Raw genomic sequence first — 18199 nt, 5'->3', positions numbered from 1 at the left:
CGCGACAACATCCAAGACACGAGGCACTAGGCTCTACAGTCGTGGTCACCAACGACGGTAACGACGCGACTCCGCACTCCTGGCCCCCCGCGGCGAAGCGGGCCCGCCTGCACTTCGTGTCCGGCAAGGGCGGCACCGGCAAGACCACCGTCGCCGGGGCGCTGGCCCTCGCACTCGCCCAGGGCGGCAAGAAGGTGCTGCTGGTGGAGGTCGAGGGACGCCAGGGCATCGCCCAGCTCTTCGACCGGCCGCCGCTGCCGCCCACCGACGACCTGATCGCCACGGTGTCCGGCGGCGAGGTGTACGGCCTGGCCATCGACATCGAGCACGCACTGCTCGAATACCTCGACATGTTCTACAACCTCGGCTTCGCCGGGCGCGCGATGAAGCGTATCGGCGCCATCGACTTCGTCACCACCGTCGCCCCCGGCCTGCGCGACGTCATCCTCACCGGCAAGATCAAAGAGCGCATCATCGCCACCGACAAGTCCGGCGGGAACCTGTACGACGCGGTCGTGGTCGACGCACCGCCGACCGGCCGGATCGGCAACTTCCTGGACGTCACGCAGGCGATGGCCGACCTGACCAAGACCGGCCCGATCCGCAACCAGAGCGACGGGGTTACCAAGCTCCTGCACTCGCCGGACACGGCGGTCCACCTCGTCACCCTGCTGGAGGCCATGCCCATCCAGGAGACCATCGAGGCCGTCGACGAGTTGCGCGGCAAAGACCTGCGGGTGGGCACCATCTTCGTCAACCGGGTGGTCCCCGCACTGCTGCCCGACGACGAGATCGACGAGATCGCCGAAGGCCGCATCGACGCCGCGCGCATCAAGGACAACCTGGCCACGGCCGGCATCGAGCTCGACCAGGACGCCCTGGCCGGCCTGCTGACCGAATCGATCGAGCATGCGATCCGCTACCAGGCCCAACAGGTGGCCTCCGGCCAGCTGGACTCGGTCGAAAACTCCGACGGCGCACCCATCGCGACACTGGAGCTGCCCAACCTGAACGGTCACGACACCGCCGCGGTGTACGAGCTGGCACAGGCGATGCGAGAGGCGGGCGTGTAGATGACCGACGTGCTGAAGATGGGCCAGATCCTGCGGGCGCCCACGACGAAGGTCGTCATCTGCTGCGGCGCCGGCGGCGTCGGCAAGACGACGACGGCGGCGGCCATGGCCCTGTTCGCCGCCGAGCAGGGGCGCAAGGTCGCGGTGCTGACCATCGACCCGGCCAAGCGCCTGGCGCAGTCGCTCGGCGTCGACTCGCTGACCAACGAACCACAGCCGGTGCCGCTCACCGGTGAGGACGGCAAGCCGCTCACCGGTACCGGCACCCTCGACGCGATGATGCTCGACATGCGCCGCACCTTCGACGAGATGGTGCTCGAGCACTCGACCCCCGAGCGCGCCGAGGCGATCATGGCGAACTCCTTCTACCAAACGGTCGCGTCGTCGTTCTCCGGCACGCAGGAGTACATGGCGATGGAGAAGCTCGGCAAACTCCTCGAGGAGAACCGCTGGGACCTGATCGTCGTGGACACGCCGCCGTCACGGAACGCGCTGGACTTCCTCGACGCCCCGCAGCGTCTCGGTTCCTTCCTGTCCGGGCGGCTGAGCAAGATGCTGATCGGCGGCGGCCGCGGCGTCGGCAAGGTCGTGACCGGGGCGATGGGGTTGGCCATGCGCGGCGTCTCGACGGTCGTCGGCGGGGACACCCTGCGCGACGTGGCGACGTTCGTGCAGTCACTCGATTCGATGTTCGGCGGCTTCCAGGAGCGCGCCGCGCGCACCTACGAGCTGCTCAACCAGCCGGGCACCCAGTTCGCCGTCGTCGCCGCCCCCGAGCCCGACGCCCTGCGCGAGGCCGCGTTCTTCGTCGACCGGCTCTCCACCGAGCGGATGCCGCTGGCGGGGCTGATCGTGAACCGCACCCATCCGAGCCTCACGAGCATCACCGGTGCCACGGCCGCGGCCGCCGCGGAGAAGATGGACGACGACCTCACCAAGGGCGCGTTGGACGTGCACGCGCTGCGCGCGGAGACGGGTCGTCGGGAATTGGACCTGTTGGGCCGGTTCACCACCGTGCACCCGAAGGTGCCGATCGTCGGCGTTCCGGCGCTGCCGTTCGAGGTGGCCGACGCCAAGGCCCTGCGCGCGGTGGCCGAACAGATCACCGCCCGCGGCTGAGGCCGCTTCGGCCGGTCAGCCGACGTCGGCGCGCTGACGGCGCCGCTGGGCCTCGAAGAAGGACGCCCAGGAGGTGACTTCGGGGTGCTGGCGCAGCAGGGCGCGGCGCTGACGCTCGGTCATCCCGCCCCACACGCCGAACTCGACGCGGTTGTCCAACGCATCGGCGCCGCACTCGAGCTGAACCGGGCAGTGCCGGCAGATGGTCGCAGCCTTGCGCTGAGCGGCCCCCCGCACGAACAGCTGGTCCGGATCCTCACCTCGACACTTGGCCTGCGACACCCATGCCTGTCGCGCTTCCGATTCCCCAGTCGTCAGTGTCGTTGGCGTCATTACCAGCCCCTGTCTGCCTTGTATCCATATTCCCTACGACGTTGCCCAGGTCATTGCCGACCCCCGGCTGTTGTGTAGGTCACACCCGTCGTCAAATCTATGTAGGGCGCCGCCCAGAAAGCAAGACCTGGGCCGAAAAACTGGGACATTCGTGCTAACTGGCAGCAAACACGCCTGTTCACACCATTCGCGGCGGTCCGGGCATTGATCACAAGTCGGTCACGGCGCGCCTAACACCTTCTAGGAAATCCCCCGTATCCTGTGGGGCGTGCCGTTTAAGAAATCCTCCCGAATGACGTCGGAGACCAAGAGCAAGCTCGGCCGGCTCGCCGGCGCGATCTTCGTCTCCGGCATCCTCGTCGCCGGTCTGCTCTTCCCCATCGCCGGTGGATTGGGCGTCGCGTCGAACCGGGCGGCCGCGGCCATGGAGAACGTGTCGTCGGAGCTGCTCAACGGCACGGTTCCCGAGGTCACGACGATGACCGACGTGACCGGCAAGCCGATCGCGCTCCTCTACGACCAGTACCGCTTCCAGGTCGGGTTCAACGACATCAACCCCGACATGATCCGCGCGATCGTGTCGATCGAGGACCGCCGCTTCTTCGACCACGACGGCGTCGACTGGAAGGGCACGATCCGCGCCGCCCTGAAGAACTCCTCGTCGGGCGAGGTGCAGCAGGGTGCCTCGACCCTCGACCAGCAGTACATCAAGAACTACCAACTGTTCGTCCTGTCGCGGACCGAGGCCGAGAAGCAGGCCGCCACCGAGACGACCCCCGCGCGCAAGCTCCGCGAGGTCCGCATGGCCCTCAACATGGAGCAGTCGATGACCGAGCAGGCCCGTCGCGAACGCGGCCTGGGACCGGCGCAGGCCAAGCAAGAGGCCAAGAAGCAGATCATCACGCGCTACCTGAACACCGTCCCGTTCGGCAACAACGCCTTCGGCATCGAGGCCGCCTCGCAAACCTACTTCGGCATCCCCGCCAAGGATCTGAGCGTGGAGAAGGCCGCGATGCTCGCCGGCCTGGTGCAGTCGAGTTCGGCGCTGAACCCGTACACGAACCCGCAGGGCGCCACCGAGCGCCGCAACCTCGTGCTCGACACGATGATCGACAACTTCCCCGACCGCCGGGCGGAGCTGGAGAACGCCAAGAAGCTGCCGCTGGGCACGCTGCCGCAGCCGAAGGTCGAGCAGCAGGGCTGCATCTCGGCCAAGAACAGCGGCTTCCTGTGCGACTACGCACTGAAGTTCCTCGCCGAGAACGGGATGTCGCGCAACACCGTCATGCGCGGCGGCTACACCATCCGCACCACGCTCGACCCGGCCGTCCAGCGGTCGACGGTCCGCGCGCTGCAGCAGTACGCGAGCCCCTACGCCGACGGCGTCGCCGAGGTCGCCAGCGTCATCAAGCCGGGCGACCGGTCGCACGACCTGCTCGCCATGGGCTCGTCGCGCAACTACGGCCTGCGCCTCAAGGCCGGCGAGACCGTCCAACCGCAGCCGTTCTCCCTCGTCGGCGACGGCGCCGGGTCGATTTTCAAGATCTTCACCGTCGCGGCCGCCCTGGAGAAGGGCATCGGCGGCGGGTCGACCATCCCCGTCCCGGTCAGCCTGCAGCTGACCGGCATGGGCAACTCGGGTTCGACCAACGGGTGTCCGCCGAGCCTGTACTGCGTCAAGAACGACGGCAAGTACCCGGCATCGATGACGATCACCAACGCACTGGCCCAGTCGCCCAACACCGCGTTCGTCAAGCTGTTGCAGCGCGTCGGCGTCTCGCCGACCGTCGACATGGCGGTCCGCCTCGGCCTGCGCAGCTACACCCAGCCCGGTTCGTCGGGCTTCGGCGACAAGTCGATCGCGACCTACGTCAAGCAGGGCAACCTCGGCTCGTTCACCCTCGGCCCGTTCGCGGTCAACGCACTCGAGCTGTCCAACGTGGCCGCGACGCTGTCCTCCGGCGGCGTCTGGTGCCCGCCGAACCCGATCGCCGGCATCACCAAGGTCAAGCGCGACCAGTACGGCAACCTCGTCATCGGACCCGACGGCAAGCCCGCCATGGCCAACGTGCCGTTCGCGCCGCCGCGCTGCGAGCAGGTCGTCGACAAGGGGCTGGCGCGCACGCTGGCCAACCTGATGAGCAAGGACGACACGGGCGCCGGCACCGCCGCCGCCGCGGCACGCGGTGCGGGCTGGGGCCTGCCGCTGTCGAGTAAGACCGGTACCACCGAGGCGCACCGCTCGTCGGCCTTCCTCGGCTTCACCAACAACCTCGCGTCGTCGGTCTACGCCTACAACGACGGCCCGCGCCCGGCCGAGCTGTGCTCGGGCCCGCTGCGCCAGTGCGGCTACGGCAACCTCTACGGCGGTAGCGAGCCGGCCCGCACGTGGTTCAGCGCCGTGAGCCCGATTGCGGGGAAGTTCGGGCCGACGGTGATGCCTCCCCCGTCGTGGGAGTACATGCAGGGCACGCCCCGCGGCCGCATCCCCAACGTCACCGGCCTGCCCGCCAGCGAGGCGACCGCCCGGTTGCAGCGCGCCGGATTCAAGGTGAACCAGCTCGAGGCGCCGAGTTCGCGACCGAAGGGCACGGTGGTCTTCACCGCCCCGTCGGACACCGCGATGCCCGGCTCGATGGTGTCGATCTACGTGAGCGACGGGAAGAAGACCGGCAGCGGTCCGACCGAGACCACGGTCGAGGTTCCCGGCGTCGGCCCGGTGATCATCCAGATCCCCGGCTGACCCAACCTCGCCGAGCGTGCCCAGAATCTCGCCGAGCGTGCCCAAAATCTCGCCGAGTGGGCCCTCCCCGCGTCCGCGCGTATCCTGAAATGCATGTCTGATCGTGCAGTTTCCCGTGTGACGTCCCTGCTGTCCTCGCCGCTCGGGCGAACCGCGGCCGCGACCGTTGGCGCCGGCGCAGCCGGGCTGTTCTACGCGACGGTCATCGAGCGCAACGCCTTTGCCCTGCGCCACGCGACGATGCCGGTGCTCGAGCCGGGGTCGACGCCGCTGCGCGTGCTGCACATCAGCGACCTGCACATGATGCCGAACCAGTACCTCAAGCAGGCGTGGGTGGCCGAGCTCGCCGAGCTCGAACCCGACCTGGTCGTGAACACCGGCGACAACCTCGCCCACCCGAAGGCGCTGCCCGCGGTGATGCAGGCCCTCGACGGTCTCCTCGCGCACCCGGGGCTGTTCGTGTTCGGCTCCAACGACTACTTCGGACCGACGCCGAAGAACCCGATGAAGTACTTCGACAAGAACCACGAGCGCAAGACCGGCGACCCGCTCCCCTGGCGCGACATGCGCGCCGCGTTCATCGAGCGCGGCTGGCTCGACGCGACGCACCGGACCCACGAGATCGAGGTCGACGGCACCCGAATCGTGGCCTCCGGCGTCGACGACCCGCATCTGGACCGCGACCGCTACGACACGATCGCCGGGCGCCCGAATCCGCTCGCCCAACTGCGCCTGGGTCTGACGCACTCGCCCGAGCCGCGCGTGCTGGACCGTTTCGCCGACGACGGCTACGACCTGGTGATGGCCGGGCACACCCACGGCGGGCAGCTGTGCCTGCCGTTCTACGGCGCGCTGGTCACCAACTGCGAACTCGACCGCTCACGGGTGAAGGGGCCGTCGCGGTGGGGCAACCACATGCGCCTGCACGTCAGCGCCGGCCTGGGCACCTCGCCGTATGCTCCGGCGCGCTTCGCCTGCCGCCCGGAGGCCACGCTGCTCACGCTCACGCCCGTCTCACACGGCGGCGACGATTCGGCGGTCGAGCAGCTGCCCCAGCTCGCCGAAGACCGCGTCTGACCCGAAGATCCAACTCCGCACAGCACCTTCCAACACCGAACCGTGTTGGAACCTGTACCGCGGTGTTGGATCTGGGGCGGGAGAAACGAGGAGGCCCCGACCGTCGCCGGTCAGGGCCTCTTCTGCAATCTCAACCTTGCGTCGGGGTAGCGGGATTCGAACCCACGACCTCTTCGTCCCGAACGAAGCGCGCTACCAAGCTGCGCCATACCCCGTGTTAAAACCTGGATCAGCTTACCGCGTCGGTACGCCGGGGTGAAATCGGGTTACGACCGCCCGATCACTGGTACGACACGAACCACGGCGTCGGCTGGACCTGCATGGTCCGCTGCGGCGAGAAGGTCGGATGGTCCTCGGTGTAGAAGTTCTTCCACCCCATGTAGATCCCCGGCGGCAGGCCGGTGTTGAGGCGGTTCCAGGTGCCCATCTTCACCGGCGGCGTCCCGTGGCCGTCGGCGTGGATCATGACGGCGAGTTCGGGGTGGCCGGTGTTGATCTTGCTGCGATCGCCCAACATGTCGCCGTCGAATTGGTGCAGCACGAACAGCTTCTGCGGCAGCTTGTTGTCGCGGACCAACTTGGCGAGCCAGTCCGAGGTCCGGTTGACCTCCTCGGGCGCGACCTGCCCGATCTGAGTCAGGTGCACCTGGTTGGGCTTGAGCCGCCACTCCGGGTCGAGGGCGAGGCCGACGTGCGGCTCCTTGAGCAGGTCCTCGTAGATCTTGGCCTGGGTGAGGAAGTCGACGCGACCGGGCTGCAGGTCCAGCGTCACGTAGACGCCCTGTTTGCCCGCCTCCTCGACCCACGGCTTGATCTCCTTGGGGTCGATCACGTTGGTGTACTTGTTGCCCTTGCCCGGCTCGGCGGAGGCGACGGTGACGATGATCTCGAAGGCCGGGATCACCTTCTCCTTGCTGAACGGCTGGTAGCTCGCGGCCAGTCGCTTCACGCGTGCAATCGACTTGGGCAGGTCCTGCCGGCCGAGCGGGCCGAGGGCAGGTGCACCGGGCGACCCGTAGAGCGCGACCATCCGCCGGCCCGGGAACAGCGTGTAGCCGCCGCCGGGGAGCTCGGGCGCCTGTCGGGCCAGGTCCACGTTCGACGCGAGCAGCTTGGGGGTGCCGAAGGCGCCGCCGATCGCGGTGACGTGTGCGTCGGGGTGGGTCTTCACGAAGTCGATGGCCGTGCCGCTGGCCCGCGGATCGGGCGCGTCGACGACGACGGCGGTGGCGCCGGCCGCCTTCGCGGTCGCCTCGGCCGCGGCGCTGCCGGTTCCCTCGGCGATGAGGACCAGGGCATCGCCGGTGATCGGCGGGCTCTGCGTCGGAACGCTCGAGAGGTCGTCGACCGTGACGCCGACGTCGGGGATCCCCGACTTGTCGTCTGCGCCCGCACTCGTCGCACCCAGCCGCGCCAATTCCCGGCGCACCGGTTCGGCGGAGGTGGATCCGACGGCGAGCAGGGGCACGTGGCGCTCCCGCGCCGCCTTGGCGCTGCGCTCGACGACATCGGCGGCCGCATCGTCCTTCACCAGGATCGCCGACGACGAGGTCGGGAAGGTCGCGCGACTGGTCACCACCGAATCGGGTTCGTTGGGGTTGCCGAAGGCGACGGAGTACTGGTCGTCGGAGTGGTCGCTCGTCACCGCGGGGGTGTCGCCCACCAGCGCCCACGCACCGATCAGCGCGAGGACGAGGACGATCACGCCCCCGCCGAGCAGCAGGCGCGGACGATCAGTGACTTTCGACCACACGGGTTGTCCGGTGCTAGTCGTCGTCGTTGTCGTCGGCGTAGGACTCGACGAAGGAGACGCGCGGGGTGCTGATCAGGTGGTACAGCGCCCAGGCCCCGAACACGATCGTGGCGATGCCGAAACCGATGGCGAGCGCACCGGTGACCACCTTGGCGGAGGTCGCGGTGAAGCCGGACAGCGGCGCGATCAGCACGGCGAGGCCCAGCGACAGTGCGAGGCCGAGCAGCGAGAAGGCCGCGCTGCGGATCTTCGGCCCGACGACGCTCGTGTAGAAGAGCCGCTGGTAGATCGTGGTCTCGAACTCGTCGACGGCGGCCAACCGCACGGCGTCGTCACCGGCCGCGTCGCGCAGGTCGCGGGCCAACGAGGCATCGCGCTGCAGTGCGGCGGTTTCACGTCGGCGGTAGACGACGAAGGCGATGACGGCGACCGTCACCGCGATCAACAGCAACGACAGTCCGCCCGAGGTCAGGTTTGCGTCTTTCACGCCGCTCACGCTACCGCAGCCGCTGTTGCCGCCGACGCTCGATCGCGCTGCGACGTCAGACCGTGGCGGTCACCGTGTGCTCGATGTTGCCCTTCGTCGCCTTCGAGTAGGGGCAGAAGGCATGCGCGGCGGCGGCCAGCTCGTCGGCCTTGGCCTGGTCGAGGCCGGGCAGCGCGACGCCGATGTCGGCGACGAGTCCGAAGCCGTTGTCGGCCAGGTCCTTGCCGATGCCCGCGGTGACGGTGACCGAGGTGTCGTCGGGCAGGGTCACGCCGGCGTTCTTGGCGACCAGGCGCAGCGCACCGAGGAAGCAGGCGGCGTAACCGGCGGAGAACAGCTCTTCGGGATTCGCCCCGTCACCGCTGCCGCCGAGCTCGACGGGCGGCTGCAGGTCGAGCTTGATCCGGCCGGGTTCGGACTCGACGTGGCCGTCCCGACCACCGCCGGTGGCGGTCGACGAAACCCGGTAGGCGACCTGAACACTCATCATTTCTCCTATCAATCGGTGGATCGGGGCGACCCGGCGCTACGGCCGGCCGGGTCGGAAAACCTTGCCGATGCCGGTCGGCGCGGGCAGCCACCGTCCGACGGCGGGCCGCAAGGTGCACAGCGCCGCCAACAGCAGCGCGCCGAATTGGATCCAGCCGACGATGACCATCGTCGGCGCGGAATCGGCGAACCGCAGCAGGTCCATCCCGGTGGGGATGCAGACGAGGTTGATGAGCACCATCGCGAGGAAGATGTTGCGGGCGTTGCGACTGTGGTGCACCCCGACCGCGCGCAGCAGCACGAACTGCAGCGCGAGGAGCACAACGATGGCGACGAGCATCGTCGGCGGCAGGAAGTGGGACAGGCCGTGGTACTCGTCGGCCGGCATCGACAGCGGCTTCTTGCCGGCGTGCTGGGCCTCGTCGATGGCCTTCTTGATGTCGGCGAGCAGCCGCTGCTGCAGGCCGTCGCAGATCGACCCGATGTTCACCAGCAGGTAGACCGCCGACGCGATGCCGGCGGCGGCACCGATCCACCAGAGCACCCACGCGTCGCGCGCGAGGGCGGGCGGCGGCGGACCCGCCGGTTCGTCGGGCGTCGGGTAGCCCATGTCGCTCTCGCCGGAGGTGCGGGTCAACTCCGCCATGTCCAGCGCATCGAGCTCGGCCTGGCTGGGCAGGGCGTCGGGATCGTCGTCGGGCACGTTCATGCCTTCGATACTGCCACTGCCGACCGCTCGCGTGTTCGGCTCAGTGCGCAGTGAAGCGCAGCATGCGCCCGACGGTGGCCTGCCACATCGTCCCGTCGGGCCCGATCGTGCCGGTCAACTCCATCGGCTCGTCGAGCGGCCCCTGCCCCACGGGCAGGGTGAGGACCCGCCGACCGGTCCGGAAATCCGAGCCGATCAGGTAGACGGGGCCGAGTTGCTGCGGGCCGGGGCGCAGCGGCCCGTAGCCGAGGGCGTAGACGACGCCGTCACCGCGCGCCAGGCGGGGCAGGGTCGCGATCCGGTCGTCGTTCTCCCACACGCGGCGGCACCCGGAGGCGGAGACGTCGACGCGGGTGGACCCGCCGACGAAGGGCGCTGACAGCGGCCGCGACGGGCCGCCGCTCTCGGCCTGCGGTGGGTATTGGTAGCCGTAGGTGCTGGGGATGACGAGGGTGTTGCCCATCGCCGGGATCGAGTTCTCGGTGCCCTGCCCGCTGCGCCGGAAGGCCTTCATGCGGCAGACGAGGCCGCCGTCGTCGCTGCGGTAGACGAGCAGGTTGGGCGCCCGGTCGGCGTTGTCGACGATGGCGACCCAGCCGTCGCCGCCCGGTCCGAAGTAGGTCGGGGTGGTGCCCGACCCCCAGGTGAGCTGACCGGGCTTGCGCGCCGACCCGCGGTCGTAGGCGCGGCGCCAGCGCGTGTGCGGCCGGCCGTCGGCACCGGCCTGCATCTCGTAGAGCGCGTGCGTGGTGAGGACCGAGACACCGGCCGGGCGCACCGAGAGCCCGTTGCCCATCTGTTCGCCGCGCCGCAGGCGCATGGACGCCACGCGGGGCCGCCGGCCCGGCGTGACGGTGCCGACGACGCCGCCGGTCGTGACGAACCAGACCCGGCCCCGGTAGTCGGGGGCCAACCCGGTGACGGCGTCGCCGGGCGGTACGTGGCCGGCCAGTGACACCCGGTCCTCGACGACCAGCCGCGGCGCCCGCAGCCCGCCGTGGTGCGCGACGCGCACGATGGCCCCGGAGCCGTCGGCGACGACGACCCGCCCCCTGCCGTCGAGGTATCCGTACACCCCGCCGAGCAGTCCGCCCTTGGTCAGCGGCAGGCGGGCGATCACCGCCGCGGTGCGCGGATGGAAGGAGGTGACCGTCGGGACGGCGACCCCGCCCGGGCCGACGAACTGCGTGCACAGCGAGACCGGGATCTGGTCGCGGCGCAGGAAGGTCGCGGCACAGGCCCCGCCGGGCACGGACGAGGCGGCCAGCCGGGCGCGACGACCCGGTCCCGGGTGCGGCGTCGAATCGGTCGACGCCAGGTCGCCGTGCATGAGCGAGGTGCCGGTGGGGCCGACGTCGACACCGGGCTCCGCGTGACCGGGCGCGGCGCCGGCGATGGTCAGCGCCGCGACCAGCACCGTCACCCCCGCACCGCCGAGTCTCATGGACCGAATGGTCCCACACGGCGGGCGGGCACGGGCCCAGTCAGTCGGGCCGGGTCAGTCGGTCAGGGCCGTGATGAGGTAGCTGGTGGCGGGCAGGACGTTCGGCGACTTCGCCACCGCGTGGGCCAGACCCGTTCCGGGCAGCAGGGGCGGCAGGCCGGTGTCGGACAGCTGGACCGACGCCCCCTTGCCGCGCCAGTCGTCGAAGAGGCGGCGCACCGTGGCGTAGGGCACGAGGTCGTCGGCCGGCGAGGCCTCCAGCAGCACCGGTGCCGACGGCTTGCCCTTGCCGATGCGCTGATCGTCGAGCGTCTTGCGCAGTTCGGGGGTGCGCGCGATCAGCTGGCCGAGGGATTCGCCGGTCCGCGTCCACGCGGTGCTGCGCTGGAAGCCGTAGGTCAGCCCGGTGTCCGTGATGCACTGGCCCGCGACGCCGGCGAGCACGGCCTTGCCCGCCGGACTCAGCTCGCGGTCGAGGATCGGCTTGACCTTCGGGTAGCGGACGGTGAGACCGTTCAGCAGGTAACCGATCGTGCCCGCATCGTGCGTGCCGTCGACCTTGTTGACCACGCTGATCACGTCGGCCATCGGCGCGCCCGCGTGGGAGGCGCGGACATTGAGCTCGGGGGCGTAGTCGTGGGCCAGCTCGGCGGCCGCCGCGGCCGCCGCACCGCCCTGGCCGTAGCCGGAGAAGGCGATCGGGGCGTCGCCGGGGGCATCCCGGAGCTTGAGGGCGGCGCGCGCGGCATCGAGCATCGCGTGGCCCTGCTCGGCACGGTTGAGGAAGGTCGGGACGCCGGGGGTCCCCATGCCCACGTAGTCGACGACGGCGACCCGCACGCCGTTGTTGAGCAGCACCAGCATCTCGGGCAACGAGAAGTTCAGCGCCAGGCTCGGCTTCGCGACGTCGAGCGCGAAGGGCACGCCCATGAGCTTGGACGGTGCGCACTGATCGCCCTGCCCGCTGGTGCCGGGACCCAGGACGACGGTCGGGCGCGGGCCGCGACCGCCCCATCGGGCAAGCGGCTCGATGACCGTGCCTGTCGCGGCGACCGGCTTGTCGTCGGTGTAGGCGGTCATGTACATGATCCGGGTGGCGCGGCCGGGCAGCGGCGCCATCAGCGGGATCGGTTGGGTGCGCACCAGCACACCCGGTTCGGAGGCGGCGGGGCCGACCTGCGCGGGCGGCGTGTAGAAATCGGCGGCACCCACCGTCGACGTGCCGACGGCGAGCCCGGCGACGAGGGCGCCCGCCGCGACCGTTGCGGTCGCCGCACGACGCACGCGACGCGATGGGCGGATGCGTTGCTTCTGCATAACCGCGAAAGTACGAGCGGTTGCCCACGCTGGCGAGCACCGACCGGCCGTGGCGCACGGCTGTAGTCGGATCGAGACTCCCGCTATGCCGTCCGGATACCGAAAGCGACGAAAAGGCCGCGCCAACGCCCCTGCTGAGACGTCGGCGCGGCCTGTTTCCGCTGCTAGCCGGTCACCAGGTGCCGGACTTGGTCTTGCCCATGCCCAAGCCCTTCTTGTAGTGGAACTCGGCCCAGTAACCTTTGGCGTCCGGATGCTTCTTGCGCTCCTTGTCGAGCGCCTTGCCGATCTTCAGGCAGTGCACCGCCTCGACCCCGGTGCCCGCGCAGACCGCCGACCCGCCGCCCGCGCTGTCGAGCTCGGACTTGCCGACCTTGACCCACGAGCGCTTGTTGGCCGTGTCGTCGCCGCCCTGGGCGGCGTGGGCCGGGGCGGCGCCGAGGAGGATCGCCCCCGCGGCGAGCGCGCCGGCGATCGAGGCGGTGGTTCGGTTCAACATGTCATGCCCTTCGTCAGATCCGTTGTGGGGCAAGGCCTTGCCCCGTCGGTCCGAACAATAGGGCGTGCGATACCCGCGTTATGACCGTTTCGCAGGGTTCGACGGAAGCTCCCGGCGAACTGCCAGGTTCAGTCCTCGTCGTCGGCGTCGGCCGAGTCGTTGCGCTCCTTGGCGATTTCCAGCGCACGGCGGGCGGTGGCCTCGTCGGGGTACGGGCCCATGCGATCCATGACGCTGCCCTCCTTGCCCTGGGTGACCTTGCCGGTGGAGATCTCGTAGTACCACTGCTCGTCGCTCATGATCCTCAGCGTAGTGTCCCGCCGCGCCGGGCGCGCCGTACCCGCTAGGGTTCTACAGTCGCGCAAGCGCGCCGGGGCACCGGCACCGACCCGAAGGAGACCCCGTGGGACACATCGACCACGAGAACACCGTCAACGCGCCGATCGACAAGGTGTGGGACTACATGTCCGAAGTCGAGAACCTGCCGACGTGGATGTTCGGCCTCACCGAGATGACCCCGACGACCGAGCAGACCCGCGGTGAGGGCGCCCGCTTCCAGTCGCGGATGAAGGTCGGGGCGCGGGTCGACTCGGTCATCGAGATCGTCCGCTGGGTCGAGGGCACCGAGATCGACACCGCCTCGGTCTCCGGTTTCGACAACCAGACGCGCTGGAAGCTCACCGAGATCGACCCGACGACCACCAAGATCAGCGTCGCGATCGACTACAAGTTCCCGGGCGGGCTGGCCGGCAAAGCACTGTCGAAAGTGGTCGAGCCCGCGGTGCACGCCGCCGTGTCCGCCTCCGACCACAAGTTGAACAGCATCCTCGAGAAGCTGTAGCCCCCCCCCGATGGCCTCCTCGACGCCGCCGATCGTCCACAACGCCGCCTCCCTCGCGCGGGCGATGGGCGAGAGCCTGCCCTTCGAGCGCTATCGGCTCCTGTTCCCGGCAGTCGTCGAGTCCCTGCGCGCCTGCGGCTGCACGACCGTGGACCGGGCCGCGATGTGGCTCGCCCAGATCGGGCACGAATCGGCCGGGCTGCGCTACATGGAGGAGATCGCCTCCGGCGCGGACTACGAGGGGCGCACGGACCTGGGCAACACCGAGAAGGGCGACGGGGTGCGGTTCAAGGGCCGCGGTCCCATCCAGGTGACCGGTCGGACCAACTACACCGAGCTGAGCGCCTGGGCCCACGAGAACGGCTACGTCCCGTCGTCGACCTTTTTCGTCGACCATCCCGAGGAGCTGGCCTCCGACGAGTACGGCTTCCTCGGTGTGACCTGGTACTGGACCGTGGCCCGGCCGCAGATCAACACCCTCGCCGACGACCGCGATCTCGACGGTGTCACCCGGGCGATCAACGGCGGGCTGAACGGGCTCGCGGACCGCACGTCGCGCTACGAGCACTGCCTGCGCCTCGCCGAGGCGGCCTCGCCGCCGAAGCGGCGCAGCTGGCTGCGCCGGCGCAAGCGGTAGCGACGGCTAAACGAGCAGTTCGGCGATCTGGATGGTGTTGAGCGCGGCACCCTTGCGCAGGTTGTCGCCGGCGACGAACAGGGCCAAGCCCTTGCCGTCGGGCACTCCCGGGTCCTGGCGGAAGCGGCCCACCAGCGAGACGTCCTTGCCGGCGGCGTCCAGCGGCGTCGGCACGTCGACGACCTCGACCCCGGCGGCGTCGGCCAGGATCTTGCGCGCCTGATCCGGGCTCAGCGGCTCGTCGAACTCGGCGTTGATCGACAGCGAGTGCCCGGTGAACACCGGCACGCGCACGCAGGTGCCGCTGACCAGGAGTTCGGGCAGACCGAGGATCTTGCGCGACTCGTTCCGCAGCTTCTGGTCCTCGTCGGTCTCCTCGGAGCCGTCGTCGACGATCGAGCCGGCCAGCGGGACGACGTTGAAGGCGATCGGCGCGACGTACTTCACCGGATCGGGGAAGTCGACCGACGAACCGTCGTAGACGAGCTTCTCGGCGTCACCCGCGGTCGCACGGACCTGCGACGCGAGTTCCTCGACGCCGGCCAGGCCACTGCCGGACACGGCCTGGTACGACGAGATGATCAGCCGGCGCAGACCGGCCGCCTCGTGCAGCGGCTTGAGCACCGGCATCGCGGCCATGGTCGTGCAGTTCGGATTCGCGATGATGCCCTTGGGCGGGGTCTTCGCGAGCTCGCCGTTGACCTCGGAGACGACCAGCGGGACATCGGGGTCCTTGCGCCAGGCCGACGAGTTGTCGATGACGGTCACGCCCGCCGCGGCGAACCGCGGGGCCTGCTCGCGCGACATGGTCGCGCCGGCGGAGAACAGCGCGATGTCCAGGCCGCTGGGATCGGCGGTCGCGGCGTCCTCGACGACGATCTCGCCGCCCTTCCAGGGCAGCTTCTTGCCCGCCGAGCGCGACGACGCGAAGAAGCGCACCTCATCGGCGGGGAAATCCCGTTCCGCCAGCAGGGCGCGCATGACCCCGCCGACCTGTCCGGTGGCGCCGACGACGCCGATGCGGGCGCCCACGGTCAGCGACCCGTTCCGGCGTACACGACGGCCTCTTCGTCGCTGCCGAGGTCGAAGGCGTCGTGCAGCACGCGCACGGCCTCGTCGAGGTCGGTGTCGCGGCACAGCACCGAGATGCGGATCTCGGAGGTCGAGATCAGTTCGATGTTGATCCCGGCGTCGGCGAGGGCCTCGCAGAAGCGCGCGGTCACACCCGGGTGCGAGCGCATGCCGGCGCCGACGAGCGACACCTTGCCGATGTGGTCGTCGTAGAGGACCTCGGCGAAGCCGATCTCCTCGCGCAGCGCGTTCAGCTTCTCGACCGCGATCGGGCCCAGCTCGCGCGACAGGGTGAAGGTGATGTCGGTCTTGCCGGTCTCCACCTTCGAGATGTTCTGCAGCACCATGTCGATGTCGATGTCGGCGTCGGCGACCGCGCGGAACACCTTTGCGGCCGAGCCGGGCTGATCGTCGAGGCCGACGACGGTGACCTTGGCCTCGCTGCGGTCGTGTGCAACGCCGGTGAGAATCGCTTCTTCCACGGGAATGTCCTCCATCGATCCGGTCACCAGGGTGCCGGGCTTGTTCGAGTACGACGAGCGCACATGAACGGGAACGTTGTAGCGCCGCGCGTATTCCACGCAGCGCAGCATGAGCACCTTGGCGCCGGCTGCCGCCATCTCCAGCATCTCCTCGAAGGAGACGGTGTCGAGGTGGCGCGCGTTGGGCACGATGCGCGGGTCCGCGCTGTAGATGCCGTCGACGTCGGTGTAGATCTCGCAGACGTCGGCGTTCAGCGCGGCGGCCAAGGCGACGGCGGTCGTGTCCGACCCGCCGCGGCCCAGCGTCGTGACGTCCTTGGTGTCCTGGGCGACGCCCTGGAAGCCGGCGACCAGCACGATCTTGCCCTCGTCGAGGGCGTCGCGGACACGGCTGGGCGTGACGTCGATGATCTTGGCCTTGCCGTGGCTGCTGGTCGTGATGACGCCGGCCTGCGAACCGGTGAACGACTGCGCCTCGGCGCCCAGCGACGCGATCGCCATGGCGACCAGCGCGTTGGAGATCCGCTCGCCCGAGGTGAGGAGCATGTCCATCTCGCGCGGCGGCGGGGCCGGGTTGACCTGCTCGGCCAGGTCCAGCAGTTCGTCGGTGGTGTCGCCCATGGCCGACACGACCACGACGACGTCGTCGCCGCGCTTGCGCGTGTCCACGATGCGCTCGGCGACGCGACGGATCCGCTCGGCCGTTGCGACCGAGGACCCGCCATACTTCTGCACTACGAGCGCCACCGAAAATTACCTCTCTGGACCTGGGGAGTTGCCGAAGCTCAAGTCTACCGGGGAGGTGGTTGCCTCTCCGAATGCGCACCGGCGCCTACTACGATCTCCGACGTGGCCACCTCCTCGACGTCGCACGCCGTGCGCGACGATGCGCGCGCCGACGCGCAACAGCCGACGCCCCGCGACGTCGTCGACGACTGGGTCGTGCCGATTCTCGCCTTCTTCGCGGTGCGCCTGGCGGGCATCGCGGTCCTCGCCCGGTTCGCCGACTTGCGCGGGACGACCCTGCCCACGACGCTGCAGCTGTGGGACGGCAAGTGGATGCTGGCGATCGCCAAGTACGGCTACGCCGACGTGCCCGCGACGAACACCGATGCCAACGGGATCCACACCCCCGACACCGCGCTCGCGTTCTTCCCCGGCTACCCGTATCTGGTGAAGGCCGTGGCCGTGATCCCCGGTCTGGGCGTCTACGGCGCCGCGATCATCGTGACCCTCGTCGCCGGGGCCTTCGCCGCCGTGGCCGTGGCGCGGATCGGGCGCTGGTGTGCCGTCGAGATGACCGGGGCCGACGAGTCGCGGGCCCGCACGACCGGCCTGGTGCTGCTGATCCTGTTCGCCGCCGCCCCGATGGGCGTCGTGCTCTCGATGGCCTACACCGAGGCGCTGTTCTGCGCGGTGGTCGCATGGTCGCTGGTCGGGGTGCTGGAGAAGCGCTGGCTGCTCGCCGGGTTCACCGCGCTGGCCGCCGGTCTGATCCGGCCGACGGGCATCGTGCTCATCGCCGTCGTGATGCTGACGGCGTTCATCGCGGCGACCGGCCTGCCGCGCGGCAAGACGGGCAACGCCGGGGTGCGGCTCGGCGGGTGGCGCGCCTGGGCCGCGATCGTCGTCGCACCGCTGGGCTTCCTGGGCTACCTGGGCTACGTCTGGCACAAGACCGAGACGCCGATGGGGTGGTTCGACATCCAGACCGGCGGCTGGGGCACCAAGTACGACTGGGGCCGGGCGACCTTCCGCTTCGTCAACTACTCGCTGATCAACTCCGGCGAGGTCGCGCCCGTCGCCACGGCGCTGATCATCGTCGCGACGGTCGTGCTGGTGGGGATCAACGTCGCCGCGCGCGCCCCGTGGCCGCTGCTGCTGTACGGCACGCTGGTCACCGCGTCGATCGTGCTGTCCAGCGGTCTGATGATGAGCCGCGCGCGCCTGTTGCTGCCGGCGTTCGTGCTGCTGATCCCGATCGCCATCTGGGTGGCGAATCAGACGCCGCGGGTGCGCACCACGATGCTGGTCGGGGTCGTCGCCCTCAGTTCGTGGTTCGGCGCGCACATGCTCACGGTCTATCCGCACGCGATGTAACAGGACCGCGGTCGACGACTACCCT

At 69.7% G+C, this 18199-nt stretch carries 18 protein-coding genes and 1 tRNA gene; 7 read left to right on the top strand and 12 right to left on the bottom strand.

What is annotated here, in order from left to right; genetic code table 11:
* Positions 1 to 41: 41 nt before the first annotated feature.
* Positions 42 to 1073, top strand: coding sequence for an ArsA family ATPase (locus QM634_RS03540; RefSeq protein ID WP_415041394.1), 1032 nt, complete (start codon positions 42 to 44; stop codon positions 1071 to 1073).
* On the top strand, positions 1074 to 2192 hold the full coding sequence (locus QM634_RS03535) for an ArsA family ATPase (protein WP_415041393.1): 1119 nt from the start codon (positions 1074 to 1076) through the stop codon (positions 2190 to 2192). It abuts the gene before it with no gap.
* Positions 2193 to 2207: 15 nt separating this feature from the next.
* Here QM634_RS03535 and QM634_RS03530 read toward each other — a convergent pair whose 3' ends face one another.
* Positions 2208 to 2525 carry a WhiB family transcriptional regulator gene (locus tag QM634_RS03530; RefSeq protein ID WP_415041392.1) on the bottom strand — a complete coding sequence of 106 codons (318 nt, stop codon included), beginning with the start codon at positions 2523 to 2525 and terminating at the stop codon, positions 2208 to 2210.
* Between the two features lie 292 nt (positions 2526 to 2817).
* On the opposite strand from QM634_RS03530, the gene QM634_RS03525 reads away from it, so the two are divergent.
* Positions 2818 to 5268: a penicillin-binding protein gene (locus QM634_RS03525; RefSeq protein WP_415041419.1), complete on the top strand. Its 2451-nt coding sequence runs from the start codon at positions 2818 to 2820 to the stop codon at positions 5266 to 5268.
* A 93-nt stretch (positions 5269 to 5361) separates the two neighbouring features.
* Positions 5362 to 6345, top strand: coding sequence for a metallophosphoesterase (locus QM634_RS03520; protein ID WP_415041391.1), 984 nt, complete (start codon positions 5362 to 5364; stop codon positions 6343 to 6345).
* Positions 6346 to 6486: 141 nt separating this feature from the next.
* Here the strand turns inward: QM634_RS03520 and QM634_RS03515 are convergent.
* The 9 genes from QM634_RS03515 to QM634_RS03475 all read right to left on the bottom strand — a co-directional run bounded on the left by QM634_RS03515 (position 6487) and on the right by QM634_RS03475 (position 13342).
* Positions 6487 to 6560, bottom strand: a tRNA-Pro gene (locus QM634_RS03515).
* Positions 6561 to 6625: 65 nt separating this feature from the next.
* On the bottom strand, positions 6626 to 8098 hold the full coding sequence (locus QM634_RS03510) for a hypothetical protein (RefSeq protein ID WP_415041390.1): 1473 nt from the start codon (positions 8096 to 8098) through the stop codon (positions 6626 to 6628).
* 13 nt (positions 8099 to 8111) lie between these two features.
* Positions 8112 to 8585: a hypothetical protein gene (locus QM634_RS03505; protein WP_415041389.1), complete on the bottom strand. Its 474-nt coding sequence runs from the start codon at positions 8583 to 8585 to the stop codon at positions 8112 to 8114.
* 55 nt (positions 8586 to 8640) lie between these two features.
* The gene (locus tag QM634_RS03500) at positions 8641 to 9072 is read right to left on the bottom strand and encodes an Ohr family peroxiredoxin (protein WP_415041388.1); all 432 of its coding nucleotides are present in this window, start codon (positions 9070 to 9072) and stop codon (positions 8641 to 8643) included.
* 39 nt (positions 9073 to 9111) lie between these two features.
* Positions 9112 to 9783 carry a hypothetical protein gene (locus QM634_RS03495; protein WP_415041387.1) on the bottom strand — a complete coding sequence of 224 codons (672 nt, stop codon included), beginning with the start codon at positions 9781 to 9783 and terminating at the stop codon, positions 9112 to 9114.
* A 40-nt stretch (positions 9784 to 9823) separates the two neighbouring features.
* Complete coding sequence (locus tag QM634_RS03490; RefSeq protein WP_415041386.1) at positions 9824 to 11227, bottom strand: hypothetical protein; 1404 nt, start codon at positions 11225 to 11227, stop codon at positions 9824 to 9826.
* A gap of 54 nt (positions 11228 to 11281) precedes the next feature.
* Positions 11282 to 12544: a lipase family protein gene (locus QM634_RS03485; RefSeq protein WP_415041385.1), complete on the bottom strand. Its 1263-nt coding sequence runs from the start codon at positions 12542 to 12544 to the stop codon at positions 11282 to 11284.
* Between the two features lie 172 nt (positions 12545 to 12716).
* A complete protein-coding gene (locus tag QM634_RS03480) occupies positions 12717 to 13043 on the bottom strand; it encodes a hypothetical protein (protein ID WP_415041384.1) in 327 nt (108 codons plus the stop codon).
* 128 nt (positions 13044 to 13171) lie between these two features.
* Positions 13172 to 13342: a hypothetical protein gene (locus tag QM634_RS03475; RefSeq protein ID WP_415041383.1), complete on the bottom strand. Its 171-nt coding sequence runs from the start codon at positions 13340 to 13342 to the stop codon at positions 13172 to 13174.
* Positions 13343 to 13446: 104 nt separating this feature from the next.
* On the opposite strand from QM634_RS03475, the gene QM634_RS03470 reads away from it, so the two are divergent.
* Both QM634_RS03470 and QM634_RS03465 read left to right on the top strand, forming a co-directional pair.
* Positions 13447 to 13884, top strand: coding sequence for an SRPBCC family protein (locus tag QM634_RS03470; protein ID WP_415041382.1), 438 nt, complete (start codon positions 13447 to 13449; stop codon positions 13882 to 13884).
* Between the two features lie 10 nt (positions 13885 to 13894).
* On the top strand, positions 13895 to 14521 hold the full coding sequence (locus QM634_RS03465) for a glycoside hydrolase family 19 protein (protein WP_415041381.1): 627 nt from the start codon (positions 13895 to 13897) through the stop codon (positions 14519 to 14521).
* Positions 14522 to 14527: 6 nt separating this feature from the next.
* On the opposite strand, the gene QM634_RS03460 is transcribed toward QM634_RS03465, so the two are convergent.
* Together QM634_RS03460 and QM634_RS03455 are read right to left on the bottom strand one after the other, a co-directional pair.
* The gene (locus tag QM634_RS03460; RefSeq protein ID WP_415041380.1) at positions 14528 to 15553 is read right to left on the bottom strand and encodes an aspartate-semialdehyde dehydrogenase; all 1026 of its coding nucleotides are present in this window, start codon (positions 15551 to 15553) and stop codon (positions 14528 to 14530) included.
* Positions 15554 to 15555: 2 nt separating this feature from the next.
* Complete coding sequence (locus QM634_RS03455) at positions 15556 to 16821, bottom strand: aspartate kinase (protein ID WP_415041379.1); 1266 nt, start codon at positions 16819 to 16821, stop codon at positions 15556 to 15558.
* A gap of 102 nt (positions 16822 to 16923) precedes the next feature.
* On the opposite strand from QM634_RS03455, the gene QM634_RS03450 reads away from it, so the two are divergent.
* A complete protein-coding gene (locus QM634_RS03450; protein ID WP_415041378.1) occupies positions 16924 to 18174 on the top strand; it encodes a hypothetical protein in 1251 nt (416 codons plus the stop codon).
* The last annotated feature ends 25 nt before the right edge of the window (positions 18175 to 18199 follow it).

The sequence above is a fragment of the Gordonia sp. (in: high G+C Gram-positive bacteria) genome (genome assembly GCF_047606305.1).
Taxonomy (GTDB): Bacteria; Actinomycetota; Actinomycetes; order Mycobacteriales; family Mycobacteriaceae; genus Gordonia.
The sequence above is the reverse complement of the archived record's forward strand: the minus strand, read 5'-3'. Positions and strand labels throughout refer to the sequence as shown.